Origin of the sequence: Kineococcus rugosus (genome assembly GCF_050871975.1) — a bacterium.
GTDB lineage: Bacteria > Actinomycetota > Actinomycetes > Actinomycetales > Kineococcaceae > Kineococcus.
Genome location: NZ_JBJLSJ010000029.1, coordinates 1 through 16,171 on the forward strand (window position 1 = coordinate 1; position 16,171 = coordinate 16,171).

Below are 16,171 nucleotides of genomic sequence, written 5' to 3' on the forward strand. Positions count from 1 at the left end.
GGCTGCCCCGGCGTGGAGCCGTTGCCGAGGGTGACGTTCTGGTAGATCCGCAGCCCGCGGCCGATGCGCACGTCGGGCCCGACACCCCCACGCCCACCCCGACCCCGGTCATTCCTCCGGTTGCGCCCCCGGTCGCGCCGCCGGTCGCGCCCCCGGTCGCGCCCCCGGTCGCGCCCCCGGTCGCGCCGGTCACCCCGCCGGTGGTCACTCCGCAGAAACCGCAGACCCCGGCCCCGGCCCCGGTGCGCGGCAACCCCGTGAAGAACCCGGACGGCACGACCACGTGGACCAACCCGGGCGGCCAGAAGGTCGTCCTGCGCGGGGACATCCTCGCGCGCTACGAGGCGCAGGGTTCCTCGGGCGGCACGCTGGGGCTGCCCGTCACCGGCGAGGTGGCGATCCCCGGCGGCGCGTTCACGCACTTCGAGAACGGCTCGGTGTACTGGAGCCCCGCGGGCGGCGCGCACGTCGTGGCCGGCGCGACCCGGGACGCCTGGGCGAAGGCCGGGTGGGAGCGCGGTGTCGGCTTCCCCACCGGCGAGGCCTTCGCGGTGAAGAGCTCCTCCGGCACGCCCGGTACGGTCCAGCGCTTCGCCGGTGGGCTGGTCTACGCCAGCGCCGGCCAGGGGCACGTGGTCAAGGGAGCCATCGAGGGCCGTTACGCGACCCTGGGCTGGGAAGGCTCCCGCCTCGGCCTGCCGGTGACCTCGGAGTTCGGGGTCAGGGGCGGCGCGGCCAGCCACTTCCAGGGTGGTTCGGTCTACTGGAGCCCGGCGACGGGCGCGCAGCCGGTGTGGGGGGCGTTCCGCGACCTCTTCGCCGGTCAGGGCTGGGAGAACGGCGCCCTGGGGTTCCCCCGCTCGGGCGAGATCCCGCTGGCCGGTGGTGCGGTGGTGCAGCAGTACCAGGGCGGCGAGCTGTACTGGTCGGCGGCCACCGGCGCGCACTCGGTGCGGGGCGCCTTCCGCGCCACCTACGCCGCGGGCGGTTTCGAGCGCGGCCTGGGTCTACCCACGACGGAGGAGATCCCCACGGCCACCGGCGTGATCCAGCGCTTCGAGCGGGGCACGCTGGCGTGGGACCGCGCGAGCGGGCGCGTCACGCGGTCCTGACGCGCGCACGGGGGCCCACCCCGGTGGTTCACCGGGTGGGCCCCCGACCGGCTGACGAGGGCGCCGCCCCGACCGGACGTCACCCGTCGCGGCGTTGAGCGGTCGCACCGTCACCCGCCGGTACGGTGGCCGGGTCATGACGCGCACCCGACGCCTGCTCACCCTCCTCGTCGTCCTCGCCGGGGCCTTCGTGTTCTGCTGGCGCCTCGGCGTGGAGTCGTCCACCGGTGACGAGCTGGTGTACCGCGACGCGGGCGTCGCCTACGTCCACGGCGACTTCCGGGCGAACCTGGAGCACCCGCCGCTGGCGAAGTTCCTCATCGGCCTCGGGCACGTCGCGTTCGGCGGGTCCCTCACCGCGGACCGGTTGCCGTCGGCGCTGATGGGCCTGGCCACCGGCGGGGTGCTGTTCTGCGTCGCCCGGCGCATCGCGGGCCCGTGGGCGGGTCTGGCGGCGATGCTGCTCTGGTACGTCCTGCCCCTGCACCCGGGGGTCGTGGAGGCCCACGTCGGCCGGCAGGCGACCCTGGAGATGCCGCTGCTGTTCTTCACCGCGTGCGCGGTGTGGGCGGCGCAAGCCGTCGCCGCCCACACCGCGTGGTGGCGGTGGGCGGTGTTCGGGGCGGCCGTCGGCGCGGCGACCGCGACGAAGCTCACCGGGGCGAGCGTGGCGGTCGTGGTCCTCGCCGCGTGGGCCGCGCACCCCCGCAGGGTCGGCGGGGTCCTGCTGGCCGGGGTGACGGCCGTCGTGGTGTTCCTCGCCACGTACCTGCCGTTCGGCGCCGAGGCCCCGCACGCCGTGCAGACCGTCGTGCAGTGGCAGCTCGACCACGCGGGCCGCGGCGCCGTACAGCACGTCGCCGGGCAGAACCACCTGTTCCCGCCGTGGTGGTCGGCGTGGTGGTTCCAGTCCCGCTACCTGGGCTGGGCGGCGCTCGCGGCGCTGTGGGTGAGCGCGCTGGCCGGGGCCGCGCTGGTCCGGCGCGCGTCCACCGCCGTCGTCGCGACGGCCGTCGCCGGGTTCACCGTCGCGGTCGTGGCCTCACCGCTGAAACTGCCGCAGTACCACGACGTCCTCGCTCCCCCGCTCGTCGCGCTCGCCGCGGTTGGGCTGACGCGCCTGCTCGCCTCCCGCGCCTGGCCCGTGGCCGCGCTCCTCGCGGTCCCGCTCGTCGTGGCGGGCGCCGGTCAGCTCGCGACCGTCGCCGCGACCCGCACCGCGGACTACGCCCTGCTGGCCCCGCAGCTGCGTGGCCTGCCCGCCGGGTCGACCGTGGTGTCGTGGGCCGACACGGGAACCCTGCAGCGCGCTGCACCGCAGGTCCGGGTCGTCGGCCCCGGCGCCGTGGACTGCTCCGCCGCCCTCGTCGTCGACCCCACCATCGCCGACCGGATCCCCGACGCCGACCTCGACCAGTGGCTGCGTCGGTGCGGCGGGACCGTCGAACGCTTCGACCGGCTGAGCGTCGTGCGCCCCGTCAGCCGCTGACGCAGCCCGTCTCCCACACCGGCGCCGGAAGGGGCGGGTTCCCCGCTGGTTCGGGCAGCCAGACCGTCCCCGCGCACGGCATCCGCAGCGCCACCACCGCGCCCCGGCGCAGCACCTCCACCGACGGATCGCGGGACAACCGGTCCACGAGCGCCTCCTTCGCCGCCCGCGTCGCGCTCGCCCCGTCGATGCGCAGGTCCACCACGACCCACTCGGCCTGCTCGGCGCCGACGTTGCTGAACACCTTCACCGTCTGCCGGGCCACGAAGTAGGGTCCCGCCCCGTTGTCGGCGGCCACCACGGCGTCCGCCGGCAACGCCGCCGACACCGCCAGCAGGTCCCGCGTCGCCGCGGACGGCCGCCAGGTGTCCGCGCTGAACGGGTTCGCCACGTAGTTCGCCGTCAGGTACGTGACGGTGCTCGCGGCCAGGCTCAGCACGGCCACGACGGGCACCAGGAACGGCCGGCGCCACCGGCGCAGCGCGTCGACGAGCGCGATAAACACGACCGGCATCAGCACCCCGTCGTAGTGGAAGCGAGGCGACCAGTAGCTGTCGTACGGCGACAGCAGCCGCCACGCCAGCGTCGGCAGGGCGACCAGCGCGATCGACGACCGCACCCACACCAGCCCCCCGGTGACGAGCAGCAGGAGCACCAGTTCCAGCCGCGGCCACCCGTCCGTGCCCCACGCGAACGGCGGCGCCGCGGCGGCCTCGTTCGCGAAGCGGATCGCGAACAACGGGATCTCGTGCTGCGGGTTCCGCCACCAGATGACTGCGAACGCCCCCACCGTCCCCAGCGCCGCGGCCAGCGCCGTCGCCACCCCCAGCAGCCGCCTGCGGCCCCGGGCGAAGCAGAACACCAGGAACGCGACCGCGACGATCGTCGGCCCCTGATCCTCCTTGACCAGTAGCAACGGCAATGCCCACCAGCAGGCCGCCCCCAGCCGCCGCTCCACCAGCGCCGCGCACGACAGCGCGAGGAACGGCGTGGCGAACGCCACCTCGTGGACGTCGAGCCGCGCCACGTTCACCACCCCGTACGACGCCGCGTAAAGCACCGCGACGACGGTGGCGGTCCTCGCGTCCAGGTGCCTGCGGGCGAAGGAGAAGACGACGCCCGCGGTGATCGCCAGCGGGACCGCCTGGACGACGATCAGCGCCCGCGGGTCCGGCCACAGCCACCACGCCGCACCCCACAGGACCGTGACCGGGCTGAAGTGCTCACCGAGCAGGGGCAGGCCGCGGATCGCGGAGAACGGGAGGTTGCCCGAGGCCCAGGACTGGGCGGATTGGGCGAAGACGCCCAGGTCGTAGGCGCCGGAACGGCCGACGTTCCAGCGGGCCAGGCCGAGCCAGGAGAACCAGAGGAAGGTGAGGAGGGTGACGAGGAGTGGGGTGGCGCGGCGCATGGTGCGACAAACCTACCGGGTGGTTGCGCTACCTGAGGTCGACAGTAGTCCTTAATTTACAGACCTTCAGTTCTGAAGCGTGACCAGTATTGCTATACGACCACAGCAATCAAAGTAAAGCTGCGATTACAGCAACAAGAAACATAAGCGGCAGGAGGTGCCGAACGGATGCGCTCACGACGAGGACCCGCCAATCACAAACTCATGATCAGCAGGTCCTCGACGTGATGCGACCTCACTGAGCAGTCACGTCAACTTCTGCGAGCCACTTCGATTTCTCGATAGGGCTCGGAGTCATCAGAAGTAACCCGTGAAAGTGCTCCCCGTGCTACTAGGAGCCTCTCCCGCAGTTCCCCGCAGTCGATTGTCAGGCGAGATGCTCGTCATCGCCGTATTGTCGGCACTACCAGGAGCCGTGACGGTGATGGTCAGCGTCGTTGCGTCTCCCGACAAGCTCACGTCTCCAGTCCCTCCCGAACCGCTGTAGGAGTTGGTGTCGATCGCGTCGGTCAAGGCATCGAACACTGATACGCCGGTGATGTTTGGCCCTCCTGCGGTGAGCCCAGCCAACACCCCGCCCAACGTCGTCGTATCCAAGGGAGCCGAGTACTGCAGGACGATGGTATCTCCGATTGCGGTGAGGTTGTTACTGGCTGGCGTGCTGTTGATGGTGGCGCTCACGGTAAGCGGCACCACCACCGCCTCCGAGGACTGAGCAGCCGGACCTGTCGTGCCCTGCTCGTTCTCAACAGAACCGGCAGCAAGGACGACCGTGTCGTTCGCGGAAAGCGGACCACCGGTGATGTTCACGTCCCACGCGGCCGAGCGTCCGTTGGGGTCAGGACTCACAGCGACAGGTGCGAAGACGAGGTTGGAGTCGTTGCTGGAGAGGTCACCCGCTGCCAAACCCGAAACAGCCTGAGTAAAGGTGAAGCGCACGGTGGTCGAGCCGACAGTCATACCCGTACGATTCGATACCGCCGGAACTGCGGCGACCGCGGTGGAGGTGAAGGCGTTGGAAGTGGTGCCCTGAAGGTTGCTTACCGCTCCACCGCTCACCGTGATGGTGTCGCCCGGCGCAAGAGGCCCGCCGGTGATTCCAATCGTCCAAGTCGCTGACAGGCCGTTCGCGTCAGGACTATTCGGGGTCGGGGTAAAGGCGAGCGCGTTGTTACTGCTCGTTACATCGCTGACACCCAAACCACCGACAGGCTGGTTGAAGGTGACCTGGATGCTCGACGATCCAACCCTCAGCCCGGAGGGCTGCCCGACGACCACCGGCGTAGGAGCGATGGGCAGGCTCGTGAACCCGGCCGCCGGTCCCGTGCTTCCCGTGGCGTTCGCCACGGATCCTGCGACGACGGTCACGGTGTTGCCCGCGGCGAGGGCCCCGGAGGTGATGGGGACGTCCCAGGCGGCGGAGCGACCCGAGACAGGGGTGACCGGGATAGGAGTTCCGAAGGTCACGGTCAGGCTGTTGGAGGTCACTTCGTTGGCGACCAGTCCGGAGACCGGCTGGTCGAAGTTGATGCGGACACTGGTGGAACCCACCGTCAAGCCCGTGGGCTGGCCGGAGAGAGCGGGGGCGGCGACCGAGACGGCGGGAGACTGGGTCGTGGCTGCCGCCGTCTGCTGCCCGTTGGTCGTCGTGATGCGGTAGATCCACGAGCCTGCGGGGACGTCGTAGTCGATGAAGGACCCCGTCGAGAGGTCCTGACCCGTGATGTCGACCGAGGTCAGGTTGAGCAGGTTGTTGCTCGCGATGCGCTGAACACTGAGCTGAGCCGGGTTCACGTTCTCGAGGTCGAAAGTCACCCGCACGTCCGGCAGGTCGCTCTGGTTGTCCAAGTTGGCCGGCGCCTGAGCGACCGGGTTCAGGACGGCGTTCGTTGCGGACTGCGCGGGGGGCAGTCCGCCACCGGTGACCTTGGCCGCCTCGGTCACGGCGAGGGAAACAGCGGTCGCATCACCGAAGACCTGCGCACTGATGAGGTTGCCGGCGTTCGCTCGCAGGTAGGCCTCCGTCGCACTGCCGAGCGACGACGCCGACTCGGTGAGGAGGAGCGGGTAGCCCGCCTTGCCCGCGGCCGGACCCGCCGCGAGGGCGTCGACACGGAAGCCGTTGGCCAAGCCCACCGCGGTCTTGCCGATGCCCACAGCGGTCGCCAGAGGCGACCCAGCGATGGCAGCGGCGGTCCCACTCCGGTCGGCACCTTCAAGGCGCGCAGTACTGGGGACACCTGCCGCGGCAGCAGCCTGCCCTGCGACTGCGGCACTGACGGACTGGACCGAACCGAGCGCCGTGACGGAGGCGGGGTCGAGGTCGCCCAGTACGGTCGCGGAAGTGTTCGGCAGGAAGTTCTGAGCAGTCAGCACGATGGGCACGCCGCGGTACCCCAGCGGGGAGGCAGCGAGGGCATCGGCGGCGATGGTGCTGCCGTAGACGTCACCACGAGCCAGCAGAACGGAAGGCGCCGGGGCGTTCGCGGGCAATCCTGCTCGCGCCTCAGCGATGATCTTGGCGGCCGTGTCGAACCGGTCGGTCCCGGCGATGCGCTTGCTCGTCGCACGGCCGTTGGTGAGCTCGCTGAACGCCTGCGCCGAGACGGACGGCTCACCACCGATGACGATGACTTCCGACGGGTTGAGCGTCCGGATGGCTTCCGCAGTCGCTGCGGGGACACCGGTGGCGGTCGTCAGCAGGATCGGTGCGTTCTTCACCCCAGCCAGGTACGAGGCCGACAGCGCGTCGATGCCGTTGGTCTCCCCGTTGGCCACGATGACCGTCCGCGCTGACGTCCAATACTTCTGAGCGATGATCGCGGCAGTGGCGTAGCGATCAGCACCACCCAGTCGCGCGTCCGCCGCGCCGGGGTTGAAGCCCGTCGCCGCCTGCGCGGGGGCGCCGACGACGCCGCCGAGACCGACCAGCAAAGCCACACCTGCACCGACACCGGCGATCCGTCGCCGCGTTCTGACTCGCTTGTTCATCGCAGTCCTCACTCAAGAGCTGAAGTGGCGCTTAGGCCCGACTCGGGTCAGCGACCAGGGTTGGAACGAAGAAGGGCCCAGCCGAGCGAACTCGACTGGGCCCCCCTTCTCTAGAGGGTCAGATCACTCGTTGTCGATCGTCGCGTCGGCGCTACCGGCGATGTTCCAGGCGTTGCCGTTGGCGTCCGCGACACCGGACTGCGCGGCGATGGTGGCCGGCAGGCTCAGCCCGGCCCCCGTGCCGGGGGTGATCACAGTGCCCGCAGCAGTCGCGGTGAAGGTCACCACGGTGTTGACGGGGTAGCTGGTGCCACCGATGGTCACTGCAGCGTTGTTGCGGACAGCCGAGAGGTTGGTACCGACCACGTGGTCGACGACCGTGCCGTCCGCGTCCGTCAGACGCAGCGTGGCACCCGTGGCGGGAGCAGCCACGACCTCGTTGAAGGCCACGGTGAACGTCGCACCCTGGTTCAGGGTGAGGGCACTACCTGCACCATTGGCGCCGACACGGGTGTCGAGAGCCAGCGGGCCGGTGGTGTCAGTGCTGGGAGCGACCGACACGACGTTGGTTGCCGAGGTGTAGTCGCCCTGGTCACCGTCGTTGACGACGGCGGCACGGTACCGGTAGGTGCCGGCAGGAACGTCGTTGTCGACGTACTGGAAGCCGGTAGCCACCAGGTCGGCGTCGGTGGTCGGGGAGGCGATGGTGGCGAACGTGCCCACCGTGCCGTCGCTCGCTCCGGCCGTACCACCCGTCACCGACGCGCGCTGGATGACCACAGAGTCGTAGTCCCCGGCGGCGGGGGTGACGGTGACGGTGATGTCGTTGCTCGTCGCGTTGGTGCCACCGCGGACGGAGGCCACCGTGGTCGGAGCAGCCGGGTTGCTGTCGGTGAGGGCGAAGACGCTCACACCACCGGGGTCGGTGGCGTAGGAACCCTGCACCGTGTCGCCGGAGCTGAGGGCGGCCTTGAAAGCGTCAAGACCGACCGACACACCGCCCACGGAGAACGTGTCGTTCGCGTCGAAGGCGAAAGAGCGGGCGGCGACCGTAGCAGCGCCGCCACCAGCGGTCGTGTCGACGTCCGCGGTGAAGGTGTTCGCCGTCTTGTCCACGGACAGCACGTTCGCGGCGGTGGTGATGGTGCTAGGGCTGGTGACGTCAGCGCCGATGAGGCCGTTCGCCCCACGGGTCGCCGAGTAGGCCGCCGCCCCACCGAGGCCGTAGTTCTCAGTCGCCGCAGCGTAGGCGCCGGCCACCGTCGCACTGGTCTCAAGACGCGTGCTCGGGCCACCGTTGCTGGCAGCCTGGCCGGTTCCACCGTTGATGTAGACGACCGGGACGACCGAGCCGGGAGCGGTACCGTCAACGGTAAACGTGATGCTGCCGTTGACCGGCTGCACAGTGGTCGAGCGGTTCAGGCCCGGCTCACCCGTACCCGAGTAGGCCGGCGTCGCGTTGTTCACCGAGGTGATGTCGGCGATGTCCGCACCGGGGTCGACGGAGAACCCGCTGGCGGAAGCCACATCGGCGTTGCTGAGGAAGGTGACGGACCCATCGGCGGCGGTACGGATGGAGTCCGCGTTGACCAACGTGATGCGGTACGTCGTGCCCGCGGTGAGACCGGAAACCGTGTAGGTGCGGTTGTCCGCGTCGCGGACAGCCGCGTCGGTGGAGGACTCATCGGCGACGACGAAAGCAGCAGCAACCGTCGGCGCCACCGCGATGTTCTGCAGCGCGGGGGCGGAACCACCGTTGGCGGCCACCTTTGCCGCGTCGGCGATCGTCGGCGTCACGCTGTTCGCGTCACCGAAGACCCACGCCTTGGTCAGCGTGCCGGCGTTCGCCTTGAGGTAGGCGTCGGTGCCGACACCGAGACCGACGGTGCCCTCGGTCAGCAGGATCGGGGACCCGGCACGGCCGGCGACCGGGCCGGCGGCCAGGGCGTCGATGCGGAAGCCGTTGGCAAGAGCGGCGCCGGTGCGGTTGAAGCCGAAGTCGGCCTCGTTGGCGATGGCGGCCGCGGTGGCGGTGCGGTCCGAGCCCTGGATGCGCTCGATGTCGGTGACGGTGGAGATGCCGTCGACCTGGGTGTAGACCGCGTCGGAGACTGCGTTCGCGTTGCCCAGGACGTAGACCTTGGTCACGCCGGCGCTGGTCAGCGCCTCAAGGGTGTCCGCGGGCAGCGAGTTCTGGTTGGTCAGCAGGACCGGGATCTTGTTCTTGAACGCGGCCGGGCCGGCGGCGAGCGCGTCGGCGGCGACCTGGCCGGCGCCGTACTGGTCACCGCGGGCCAGGAAGACGGTCTTCGGGGCGGCGACGCCGGCCTCCTCGACGACCGCGACGGCCGTGGCGAAGCGGTTCTCACCGTCGATGCGCTGACCGGTCTTGGTGCCGACGAGCGAGGAGTAGGTGCTGGCCGACACGGCGTTCTCGTCACCGAGGACGATGACGGTGGTCGGGTTCAGCGAGGTGATGGCGGCGGCGGTCTGGGACGGGACCGAGTCCTTCTGCGTGAGCAGGATCGGAGCGTCCTTGACACCCGCGAGGTACGACGCGGCGAGGGCGTCGATACCGGTGACCTCACCGTTGGCGACGATGACGGTGGACGCGGAGGTCCAGCCGGCCAGCGCGGCCTTGGCAGCGGTGTCGTAGCGGTCGACACCGGCGAGACGAGAAGAAGCAGCAGAAGGATCGAAGCCAGTGGCAGCCTGGGCCGGGACCGCGGCAAGGCCGAGGCCGGTCAGACCAACAAGAGCCGCGACGCCGGCCCCGATACCACGCCGGCGCAACCGGGAGGTTGCTGCGGTCACGATTGCCTCCAAGGCAGTGTGAAGTGATGTTCCCCCCCGTGAGGGGCCGGCCCGATTTCGAGCCTGCGACACCTGCCGCTCCGCTACTCAGCGGAGTGGCCCGGTGACAGATCTGAACGTACACGAGAGTCACACCAGCAACACGGGGAGTAACGGAAGATCATCTGGATCTACGGCGTGTCGCCTGGCGCACACGCGGCGTGACCTGCGGTTTTGCTCCGGGAAGCATCAGGTAACAGTTTTGTAACGGGCAGCCTCACCCGTCCCGACGGCCTCAGGTACCCCATCCGGAGTAGTCACAACGGGTGGAGTCACCACCCGCGCACGGACTACGACCCTCTGTGACTCATGTGGGTGAGCCCGGCCGGACCACCTCCCGTTGATCCGTCCGGGCCGTCGTCGCGGACTGTGACGGCTGCGATCACGCCGAGGATCCCCCGGATTACCACCTCCCGGCGCCATCGCCGACGCCCGAGGCCACCGGGGACAGAGTGACCGGTGGGACCTCTCGACGGCTCCGAGGGCGCATCACGTCACGCACTCAGCCCATCCAGCCGCCCTCTGCCCCCGCCGAACCCTCAGGCATGACGTTCCCCCGGCACACCTGGCGCGCGGCCCTCACGGCCTGCGTGCTCGCCGTGCTCGTGCCGGTCCTCGTCACCGCGCTCGCGCACTGGCCGCACGCGGACCACGTGAAGGTCGTCGTGGGGCTCGTCTGGCTCGTGGCGACCGCCGCCATCCCCGCCTGCACCCTCAAGGGGACCCGGGCGGGGGTCGTGAAGTACACCGTCGCCGCGGCGGTCTGGGGCGTGGGCACCGTCCTGGCCGGGGCGCACCCCACCGCTACGGTCGGCCCCGTCGAGTTCCCCCACCTCGCGCACGCCCTGTCGCTGTCGGGGCTCGCCGTCATCGCCGTGCAGCAGCTGCGCGACACCCGCGTCGCCGGGGACGACCAGCCGCTGTTCGTCGAGGCGGGGCTGTTCGGGACCGTCATGGCCGCCGCCGCGTGGGACGGGTTCGCGCGCGCCGGCTACTCCGGGGACGGCTGGTGGGACGCGAGCGCCTCTCTCGTGATCGTGGCGGGGGCGCTGGTGGCGGCGAGCACGATCGTGCTGGCCGTGGAGCACCCGCGGCTGCGGCTGGCCAGCATCGGCCTGGCCGTCGGCGCCGCCGGCACGCAGGTCAGCGCGATCACCGCCGGCCACCAGCCGGTGACCAGCGCGGTCGCCATCGTGCTCGCCCTGCTGGGCGGGTGCGCGCTCTTCGCGTTCCAGCCGCGCGGCGGGATCGTCCGCCACGGGGGCGCCGCCGCCGCGCAGGCCGTCCGCCGCCTGCGGGTCGCCGTCGTCCTGCCCGCGGCGCTGCTGCTCGCCGACGTCGTCCTGTTCATCGTGTCCCCCCGCGCCGACGGGACGATGTTCGTGTTCTTCGCCGCCGTCGTCGTCGCCGCGGCCCTGCGGCAGGTCGCCACGGCGCGGGCCATCGACCGCACCCGCGACACCCTCACGTTCCAGGCGCTGCACGACCCGCTGACCGGCCTGCAGAACCGCACCGGGCTCACGAACGCGCTCACCGCACCGGACCGCACGCAGTCGCTGGTCATCCTGGAGGTCGGCGGCCTCGACGACGTCACCGACGTCCTGGGCGTCGCCGTCGGCGAGAAGGTCCTGCGGGCCGCGGCGCTCGACCTGCGCGACGTCGTCACCGCGATCGGCGGCACCGCCTACCGGGTGCGGCACGACGAGTTCGCCGTCCTGCTGCCCGGGCCCCCCGAGCACGCCGCCCGGCACCTGCCCCACGTCCTCGACGCGATCGGCTCCGCCCCCGCGCACGTCCACGGCGCCGGGCAGTTCCCCGTGCGGGCCGTCGCGGGCGTCGCCCGGGTCGCCGCGGGCGCCCGCGCCGCCGGCGACGCCACGCTCCCCCTCGTCCACGCCGACCTGGCGCTGCGCGACGCCCGCAACCGGCCCGACGGGACCGGCTACTCGGTGTACTCCGGCGAGGTCGCCGCCCAGCACGCCCGCCGCCTCCTCGTCCGCGAGCGCCTCGCGCTGGCCATCGCCGAGGGCGACGTCGACGTCCACTTCCAGCCGATCGTGGACTTCACCACCGGCCGGGTCGTGAAGTTCGAGGCGCTGGCCCGCTGGGACGACCGGGAACTGGGGCGGGTCTCGCCCGCGGAGTTCGTGACCGTCGCGGAGGAGTCGAACCTCGTCGTCGCGCTCGGCGAGCACGTCCTGCGGCGCGCGGTGGGGTCCGCGCACGCGGCGGGGGTGTTCGCGGCCGGGGTGCGGCTGGCGGTCAACGTGTCCGTGGTGCAGCTGCAGTCCCCCGGGTTCGCCGGCGTCGTCCGGGAGATCCTCGCGACGTACGCGATCCCGCCGCACCTGCTGACGCTGGAACTGACCGAGTCGGTGTTCCTGGACTCCGACTCCCCCGCCGAGCGGGTCGTCACCGAGCTCGCCGGGCTGGGCTGCCAGATCGCCATCGACGACTTCGGCACCGGGTACTCCGCGTTCGGGTACCTGGACCGGCTGCCCGTGCACGTCCTGAAGATCGACCGCTCCCTGACGCAGTCCCTGACCGGCGAGGGCAACGGCCGGTCGGTCGTGCGGGCCGTCGTGGACCTCGCCAACCGGCTCGGGCTCACCGTCGTCGTGGAGGGCGTGGAGACCCACGAGGAAGCCGAGATCTGCCGGTCCATGCAGGCGGAACTGGGTCAGGGCTGGCTGTACTCCGCGGCCGTCACCGCCGACCGCATCGCCGGTGAGCTGGGGCGGGAGTACCCGGTGGCGCCGGAGGCGGTGCGCTGAGGCTCCGGCGCCGGGTCACCACACGTCCCCCGCCCGCCACTCGCACACCAGCTCCGCGTCCAGGTTCAGCGTCCCGGCCGGGTCGAACACCCGCACCCCGCCGTCCTCGTCGGGGGTCCGCCGCACCCCGGCCGTCGTGAGCACCGACAGCGGCCCCCGCCACACCGGCCACCCGCGCGCGGCGTAGAGGGCGGCGCCGTCGTCGGAGGCGCCGAGGAAACCGACGCCGTGACCGGCGACGACGACCCGTTCCAGCTCGGCCATGACCAGCCCGCCGAGACCGCGGCGGCGGTGACCGGCGGCGACGGCGACGTTCTCGACGTACCCGACGGGCAGCGCCCGCCCCCCGACGAGGAACTGCCGCCGCACCACCGACCCGTGCGCCACGAGCCGGTCGCCGTCGTGGACGAGGGCGTGCCAGCCGCCGAGGCCGTGCTCGAAGTCGTCGTCGTCGAAGTCGCCGGGGAAGGCGGCGTCCAGCAGCGCGCGGACGGCGGCCAGGTCGGGACCGGTGAGGTCGGCGGTGTGGCAGGCGGTCAGGGCGGTCACGCCGTCATGGTGGCGGCGCCGGGGCCGGGGCACCTCCGAATATCGGGGGCGCCCCGGTCGTCCCACCTCAGCGGCGGGTGTCCTCCACGACGAACCCGCGGTCCAGGCCGTAGTCGGACAGGTAGTCGCGGACGGTGCGGATCTGCGAGGACTGGATGCCGTCGACGCTGAGCAGGATCTCGGTGACCTCGCGGCGGAACTCGCGCAGCGACACGGGGCGGTTCGACGACGACTGCGCGGGGCGGCGCTCGGCGGCGGGGGCGCCGCCGGAGCGGCGGGCCTCGATCTTCACGTTCGACGCCTTGGGGCCGCGCTCACCCTCGGTGAGGGTGAACTCGACGGTCGCGCCGTCGAAGTCGCCGTCCTCGCCGCCGACGACGTCCTTGAAGTGGAAGAAGACGTCGTCGGACGCCTCGGGGCTCCGGATGAAACCGAAACCGCGTTCCTCGTCGTACGAACGGACCTTGCCCTTGGCCACTGCACCCACCACTTCCAGCTGATCGAGAACGAGCGACCCCCATCCTCCCCCACCGCGGGGCCACCGGCGCCCCTGCGTCACCCGGGGGCGGGTCAAGTCCGCGACGGGATCGGTCGACACCACGTCCGTGCTGCCCGCCCTCACCCCGACGCGCCCCACCGCGGGCCGCGTCGCCGGCGGCGCGGGGCTGCTGGCCCTCGCGGCGGGGCTCACCGCCCTGGCCGGGCACGTCCCGGGGGCGGTGGACGGGCCCGTCGTGGTCGTCGGGATCGTCGGCCTGCTGGTGATCGCGACCGCGCTCGTGACGCTGCACCACGGCCGCAACAGCGGCCAGTACCTCGTGGCGTCCACCGCGTGGGCCACCGGTGTCCTCACCGCGGGCCTGTTCCCCGACGCGCAGGCCGGCCCGTTCCCCCTCGCCCCGCTGCTGCTCGCGGGCGCGGAACTGGGGGCGCTCGCGGTGCTGCTGCGGCTGCTCGTGCGGGCCCGCGCCGGCAGCGACGACCCGCCCCTGGTGGTGGACGCCCTCATGCTGGGCAGCGCCCTGGCGACCGCCGGGTGGGACGCGCTGGCCCGCACCGGTCACCACGGCCCGCCGGGCTGGACGGCGGCCACGCTCACCGTGATCGTCGTGACGTCCGTCGTGGCGTGCTGCGCGATCGCCCTGGCCGTCGAGCAGCCCCGGCTGCGGGTGGCCGCGGCCGGGCTGACCCTCAACGCGGTCGGCACCGCGCTGACCGCGCTGCTCCTGGGCGAGCGGCCCGCCGTCACGGCCGTCGCGGTGGCCGTCGCGGCGCTCGGCGGGGCCGTCGGGCTGCTCGCGCTGCCCCGCGACGGCGTCGTCCGGCACGGCGGGCAGGCCGCCGAGCGGGCCGCCCGGCGGCTGGAGACCGCCTCGCTGGTGCCCGGCCCGATCCTGCTGGTGGACCTGGCGTTCCTCGTCGTCGACCCGCGCGCCGACTCCGTGCTGTACGGGCTGTACATCACCGTCCTGGTGACGTTCACGGTCCGGCACGCCGCGACGGCCCGGTCCATCGACCGCACCACCGCGCACCTCACGTTCCAGGCCCTGCACGACGACCTGACGGGCCTGGGCAACCGCGCGCTGCTGCGACGGGCCCTCACCGAGCCCGACCGCGCCACCTGCCTCGTCCTCGTCGAGCTCGGCGGCCTCGACGACGTCAACGACGTCCTGGGCGTCAGCGCCGGTGACGCCGTCATCGCCGCCGCCGCCGGCGCGGTCGCCGACGTCGCCGCCGCCCGCGGCGGGTCCGCGTTCCGCACCAGCGGCGACGAGCTCGCCGTGGTCCTGCCCGGCGACCCCGCGCAGTGCCTGCGGGCGGCCGAGGCGCTCCTCGCGGCCGTCGCCGGCGCACCCCGGCAGGTCGAGGGCGCGGCCCGCTTCCCGGTGACGGCCGTCGCCGGGATCGCGGCGGTCCCCTTCGGCGGCACCTGCGGCACCGACGGCGCCGACGGCGCCGTCGACGCCGTCGACGCCGTCGACGTCATGCAGCCCTACGCGCAGGCCGACATCGCGCTGCGCGACGCCCACCGCAGGGGCCCGGGCTCGGTGTCGGCGTACTCCGGGACCGTGGCCGCCGAGCACGCCCGGCGCAGCCTGCTGCGCGACCGCCTCGCCGCCGCGATCGCCGACGGCTCCGTCGACGTCCACTTCCAGCCGGTGGTGTCGTTCACGACGGGCCGGGTCGAGAAGCTCGAGGCCCTGGCCCGCTGGACGGACCCGGTGCTGGGGCGGATCTCCCCGGTGGAGTTCATCGCCGTCGCCGAGGAGTCGAACCTCGTCGTCGCGCTCGGCGAGCACGTCCTGCGGCGGGCGGTGGACTCGGCGCACGAGGCGGGGGTGTTCGCCCGCGGCGTCGGGCTCGCCGTGAACGTGTCCGTGGTGCAGCTGCAGTCCCCCGGGTTCACCGACGTCGTCGTGGACCTGCTGCAGCGCAGCGGCATCTCGCCGGACCTGCTGACGCTGGAGGTCACCGAGTCGGTGTTCCTCGACGAGGACTCCCCCGCCGAGCGGGTCGTCACCGAGCTCGCCGGGCTCGGCTGCCGGATCGCCATCGACGACTTCGGCACCGGGTACTCCGCGTTCGGCTACCTCGGCCGGCTGCCCGTGCACGTCCTGAAGATCGACCGGTCCCTGACGCAGTCGCTGACCGACGACGTGACCGGCCAGTCGATCGTGACGTGCGTCGTGGACCTCGCCAACCGCCTGGGCCTGACCGTCGTCGTCGAGGGCGTCGAGACCGAGCAGCAGGCCGCGCTGTGCCGGTTCATCTCCGCGCCGCTGGGCCAGGGGTGGCTGTACTCCGCGGCCGTGCCGCGCGAACGGCTGGCGGAGGAGCTGGCCCGGGTGCACCCGGTGCCGGAGCCGCTGATGGCGTCCGGCGCGGCGTAGGGCGCTGCCTGCGCTCCGTGCGGGGGCACGGCCGGGCGGGACGGCGTCGACCCCGTCGCGCACGACGACGGATCAAACCAGCGGCGCCGCACCCGCCGGCG

9 protein-coding genes are annotated in these 16,171 nt (G+C 72.3%); 4 read left to right on the forward strand and 5 right to left on the reverse strand.

The annotated features are described in order from the left end of the window. Positions 1-200 precede the first annotated feature (200 nt). Together ACRYM6_RS16285 and ACRYM6_RS16290 are read left to right on the forward strand one after the other, a co-directional pair. Positions 201-1,112 carry an LGFP repeat-containing protein gene (locus ACRYM6_RS16285; RefSeq protein WP_432543934.1) on the forward strand — a complete coding sequence of 304 codons (912 nt, stop codon included), beginning with the start codon at positions 201-203 and terminating at the stop codon, positions 1,110-1,112. Positions 1,113-1,248: 136 nt separating this feature from the next. Next, positions 1,249-2,601, forward strand: a complete 1,353-nt coding sequence (locus ACRYM6_RS16290) for a glycosyltransferase family 39 protein (protein WP_432543935.1) — start codon at positions 1,249-1,251, stop codon at positions 2,599-2,601. On the opposite strand, the gene ACRYM6_RS16295 is transcribed toward ACRYM6_RS16290, so the two are convergent. The 3 genes from ACRYM6_RS16295 to ACRYM6_RS16305 form a co-directional block, all read right to left on the reverse strand. Next, positions 2,591-4,012, reverse strand: coding sequence for a DUF2079 domain-containing protein (locus ACRYM6_RS16295; RefSeq protein WP_432543936.1), 1,422 nt, complete (start codon positions 4,010-4,012; stop codon positions 2,591-2,593). The two genes, ACRYM6_RS16290 and ACRYM6_RS16295, sit on opposite strands and share 11 nt — an antisense overlap. Positions 4,013-4,309: 297 nt before the next feature. After that, positions 4,310-7,003 (reverse strand): cell wall-binding repeat-containing protein, encoded by a 2,694-nt coding sequence (locus ACRYM6_RS16300; protein ID WP_432543937.1) that lies wholly within the window; start codon positions 7,001-7,003, stop codon positions 4,310-4,312. 123 nt (positions 7,004-7,126) lie between these two features. Then, entirely contained in the window at positions 7,127-9,817 is a 2,691-nt protein-coding gene (locus ACRYM6_RS16305) for a beta strand repeat-containing protein (protein WP_432543938.1), read from the reverse strand. A 584-nt stretch (positions 9,818-10,401) separates the two neighbouring features. Between ACRYM6_RS16305 and ACRYM6_RS16310 the strand changes: the two genes are divergently transcribed. After that, positions 10,402-12,630: a putative bifunctional diguanylate cyclase/phosphodiesterase gene (locus ACRYM6_RS16310; RefSeq protein WP_432543939.1), complete on the forward strand. Its 2,229-nt coding sequence runs from the start codon at positions 10,402-10,404 to the stop codon at positions 12,628-12,630. Positions 12,631-12,645: 15 nt separating this feature from the next. Here ACRYM6_RS16310 and ACRYM6_RS16315 read toward each other — a convergent pair whose 3' ends face one another. Both ACRYM6_RS16315 and ACRYM6_RS16320 read right to left on the reverse strand, forming a co-directional pair. Further along, positions 12,646-13,179, reverse strand: a complete 534-nt coding sequence (locus tag ACRYM6_RS16315; protein ID WP_432543940.1) for a GNAT family N-acetyltransferase — start codon at positions 13,177-13,179, stop codon at positions 12,646-12,648. Positions 13,180-13,246: 67 nt separating this feature from the next. After that, the gene (locus ACRYM6_RS16320; RefSeq protein ID WP_432543941.1) at positions 13,247-13,657 is read right to left on the reverse strand and encodes a cold-shock protein; all 411 of its coding nucleotides are present in this window, start codon (positions 13,655-13,657) and stop codon (positions 13,247-13,249) included. Between the two features lie 127 nt (positions 13,658-13,784). Here ACRYM6_RS16320 and ACRYM6_RS16325 point away from each other — a divergent pair, with 127 nt between their 5' ends. Further along, positions 13,785-16,070 carry a putative bifunctional diguanylate cyclase/phosphodiesterase gene (locus ACRYM6_RS16325; RefSeq protein WP_432543942.1) on the forward strand — a complete coding sequence of 762 codons (2,286 nt, stop codon included), beginning with the start codon at positions 13,785-13,787 and terminating at the stop codon, positions 16,068-16,070. Positions 16,071-16,171: the final 101 nt, after the last annotated feature.

What these genes read in the sequence shown, in the direction of transcription:
- ACRYM6_RS16290 (WP_432543935.1), top strand. Translation starts at nt 1,249, where the DNA reads ATGACGCGCACCCGACGCCTGCTCACCCTCCTCGTCGTCCTCGCCGGG.
- ACRYM6_RS16295 (WP_432543936.1), bottom strand. Translation starts at nt 4,012, where the DNA reads ATGCGCCGCGCCACCCCACTCCTCGTCACCCTCCTCACCTTCCTCTGG.
- ACRYM6_RS16300 (WP_432543937.1), bottom strand. Translation starts at nt 7,003, where the DNA reads ATGAACAAGCGAGTCAGAACGCGGCGACGGATCGCCGGTGTCGGTGCA.
- ACRYM6_RS16310 (WP_432543939.1), top strand. Translation starts at nt 10,402, where the DNA reads ATGACGTTCCCCCGGCACACCTGGCGCGCGGCCCTCACGGCCTGCGTG.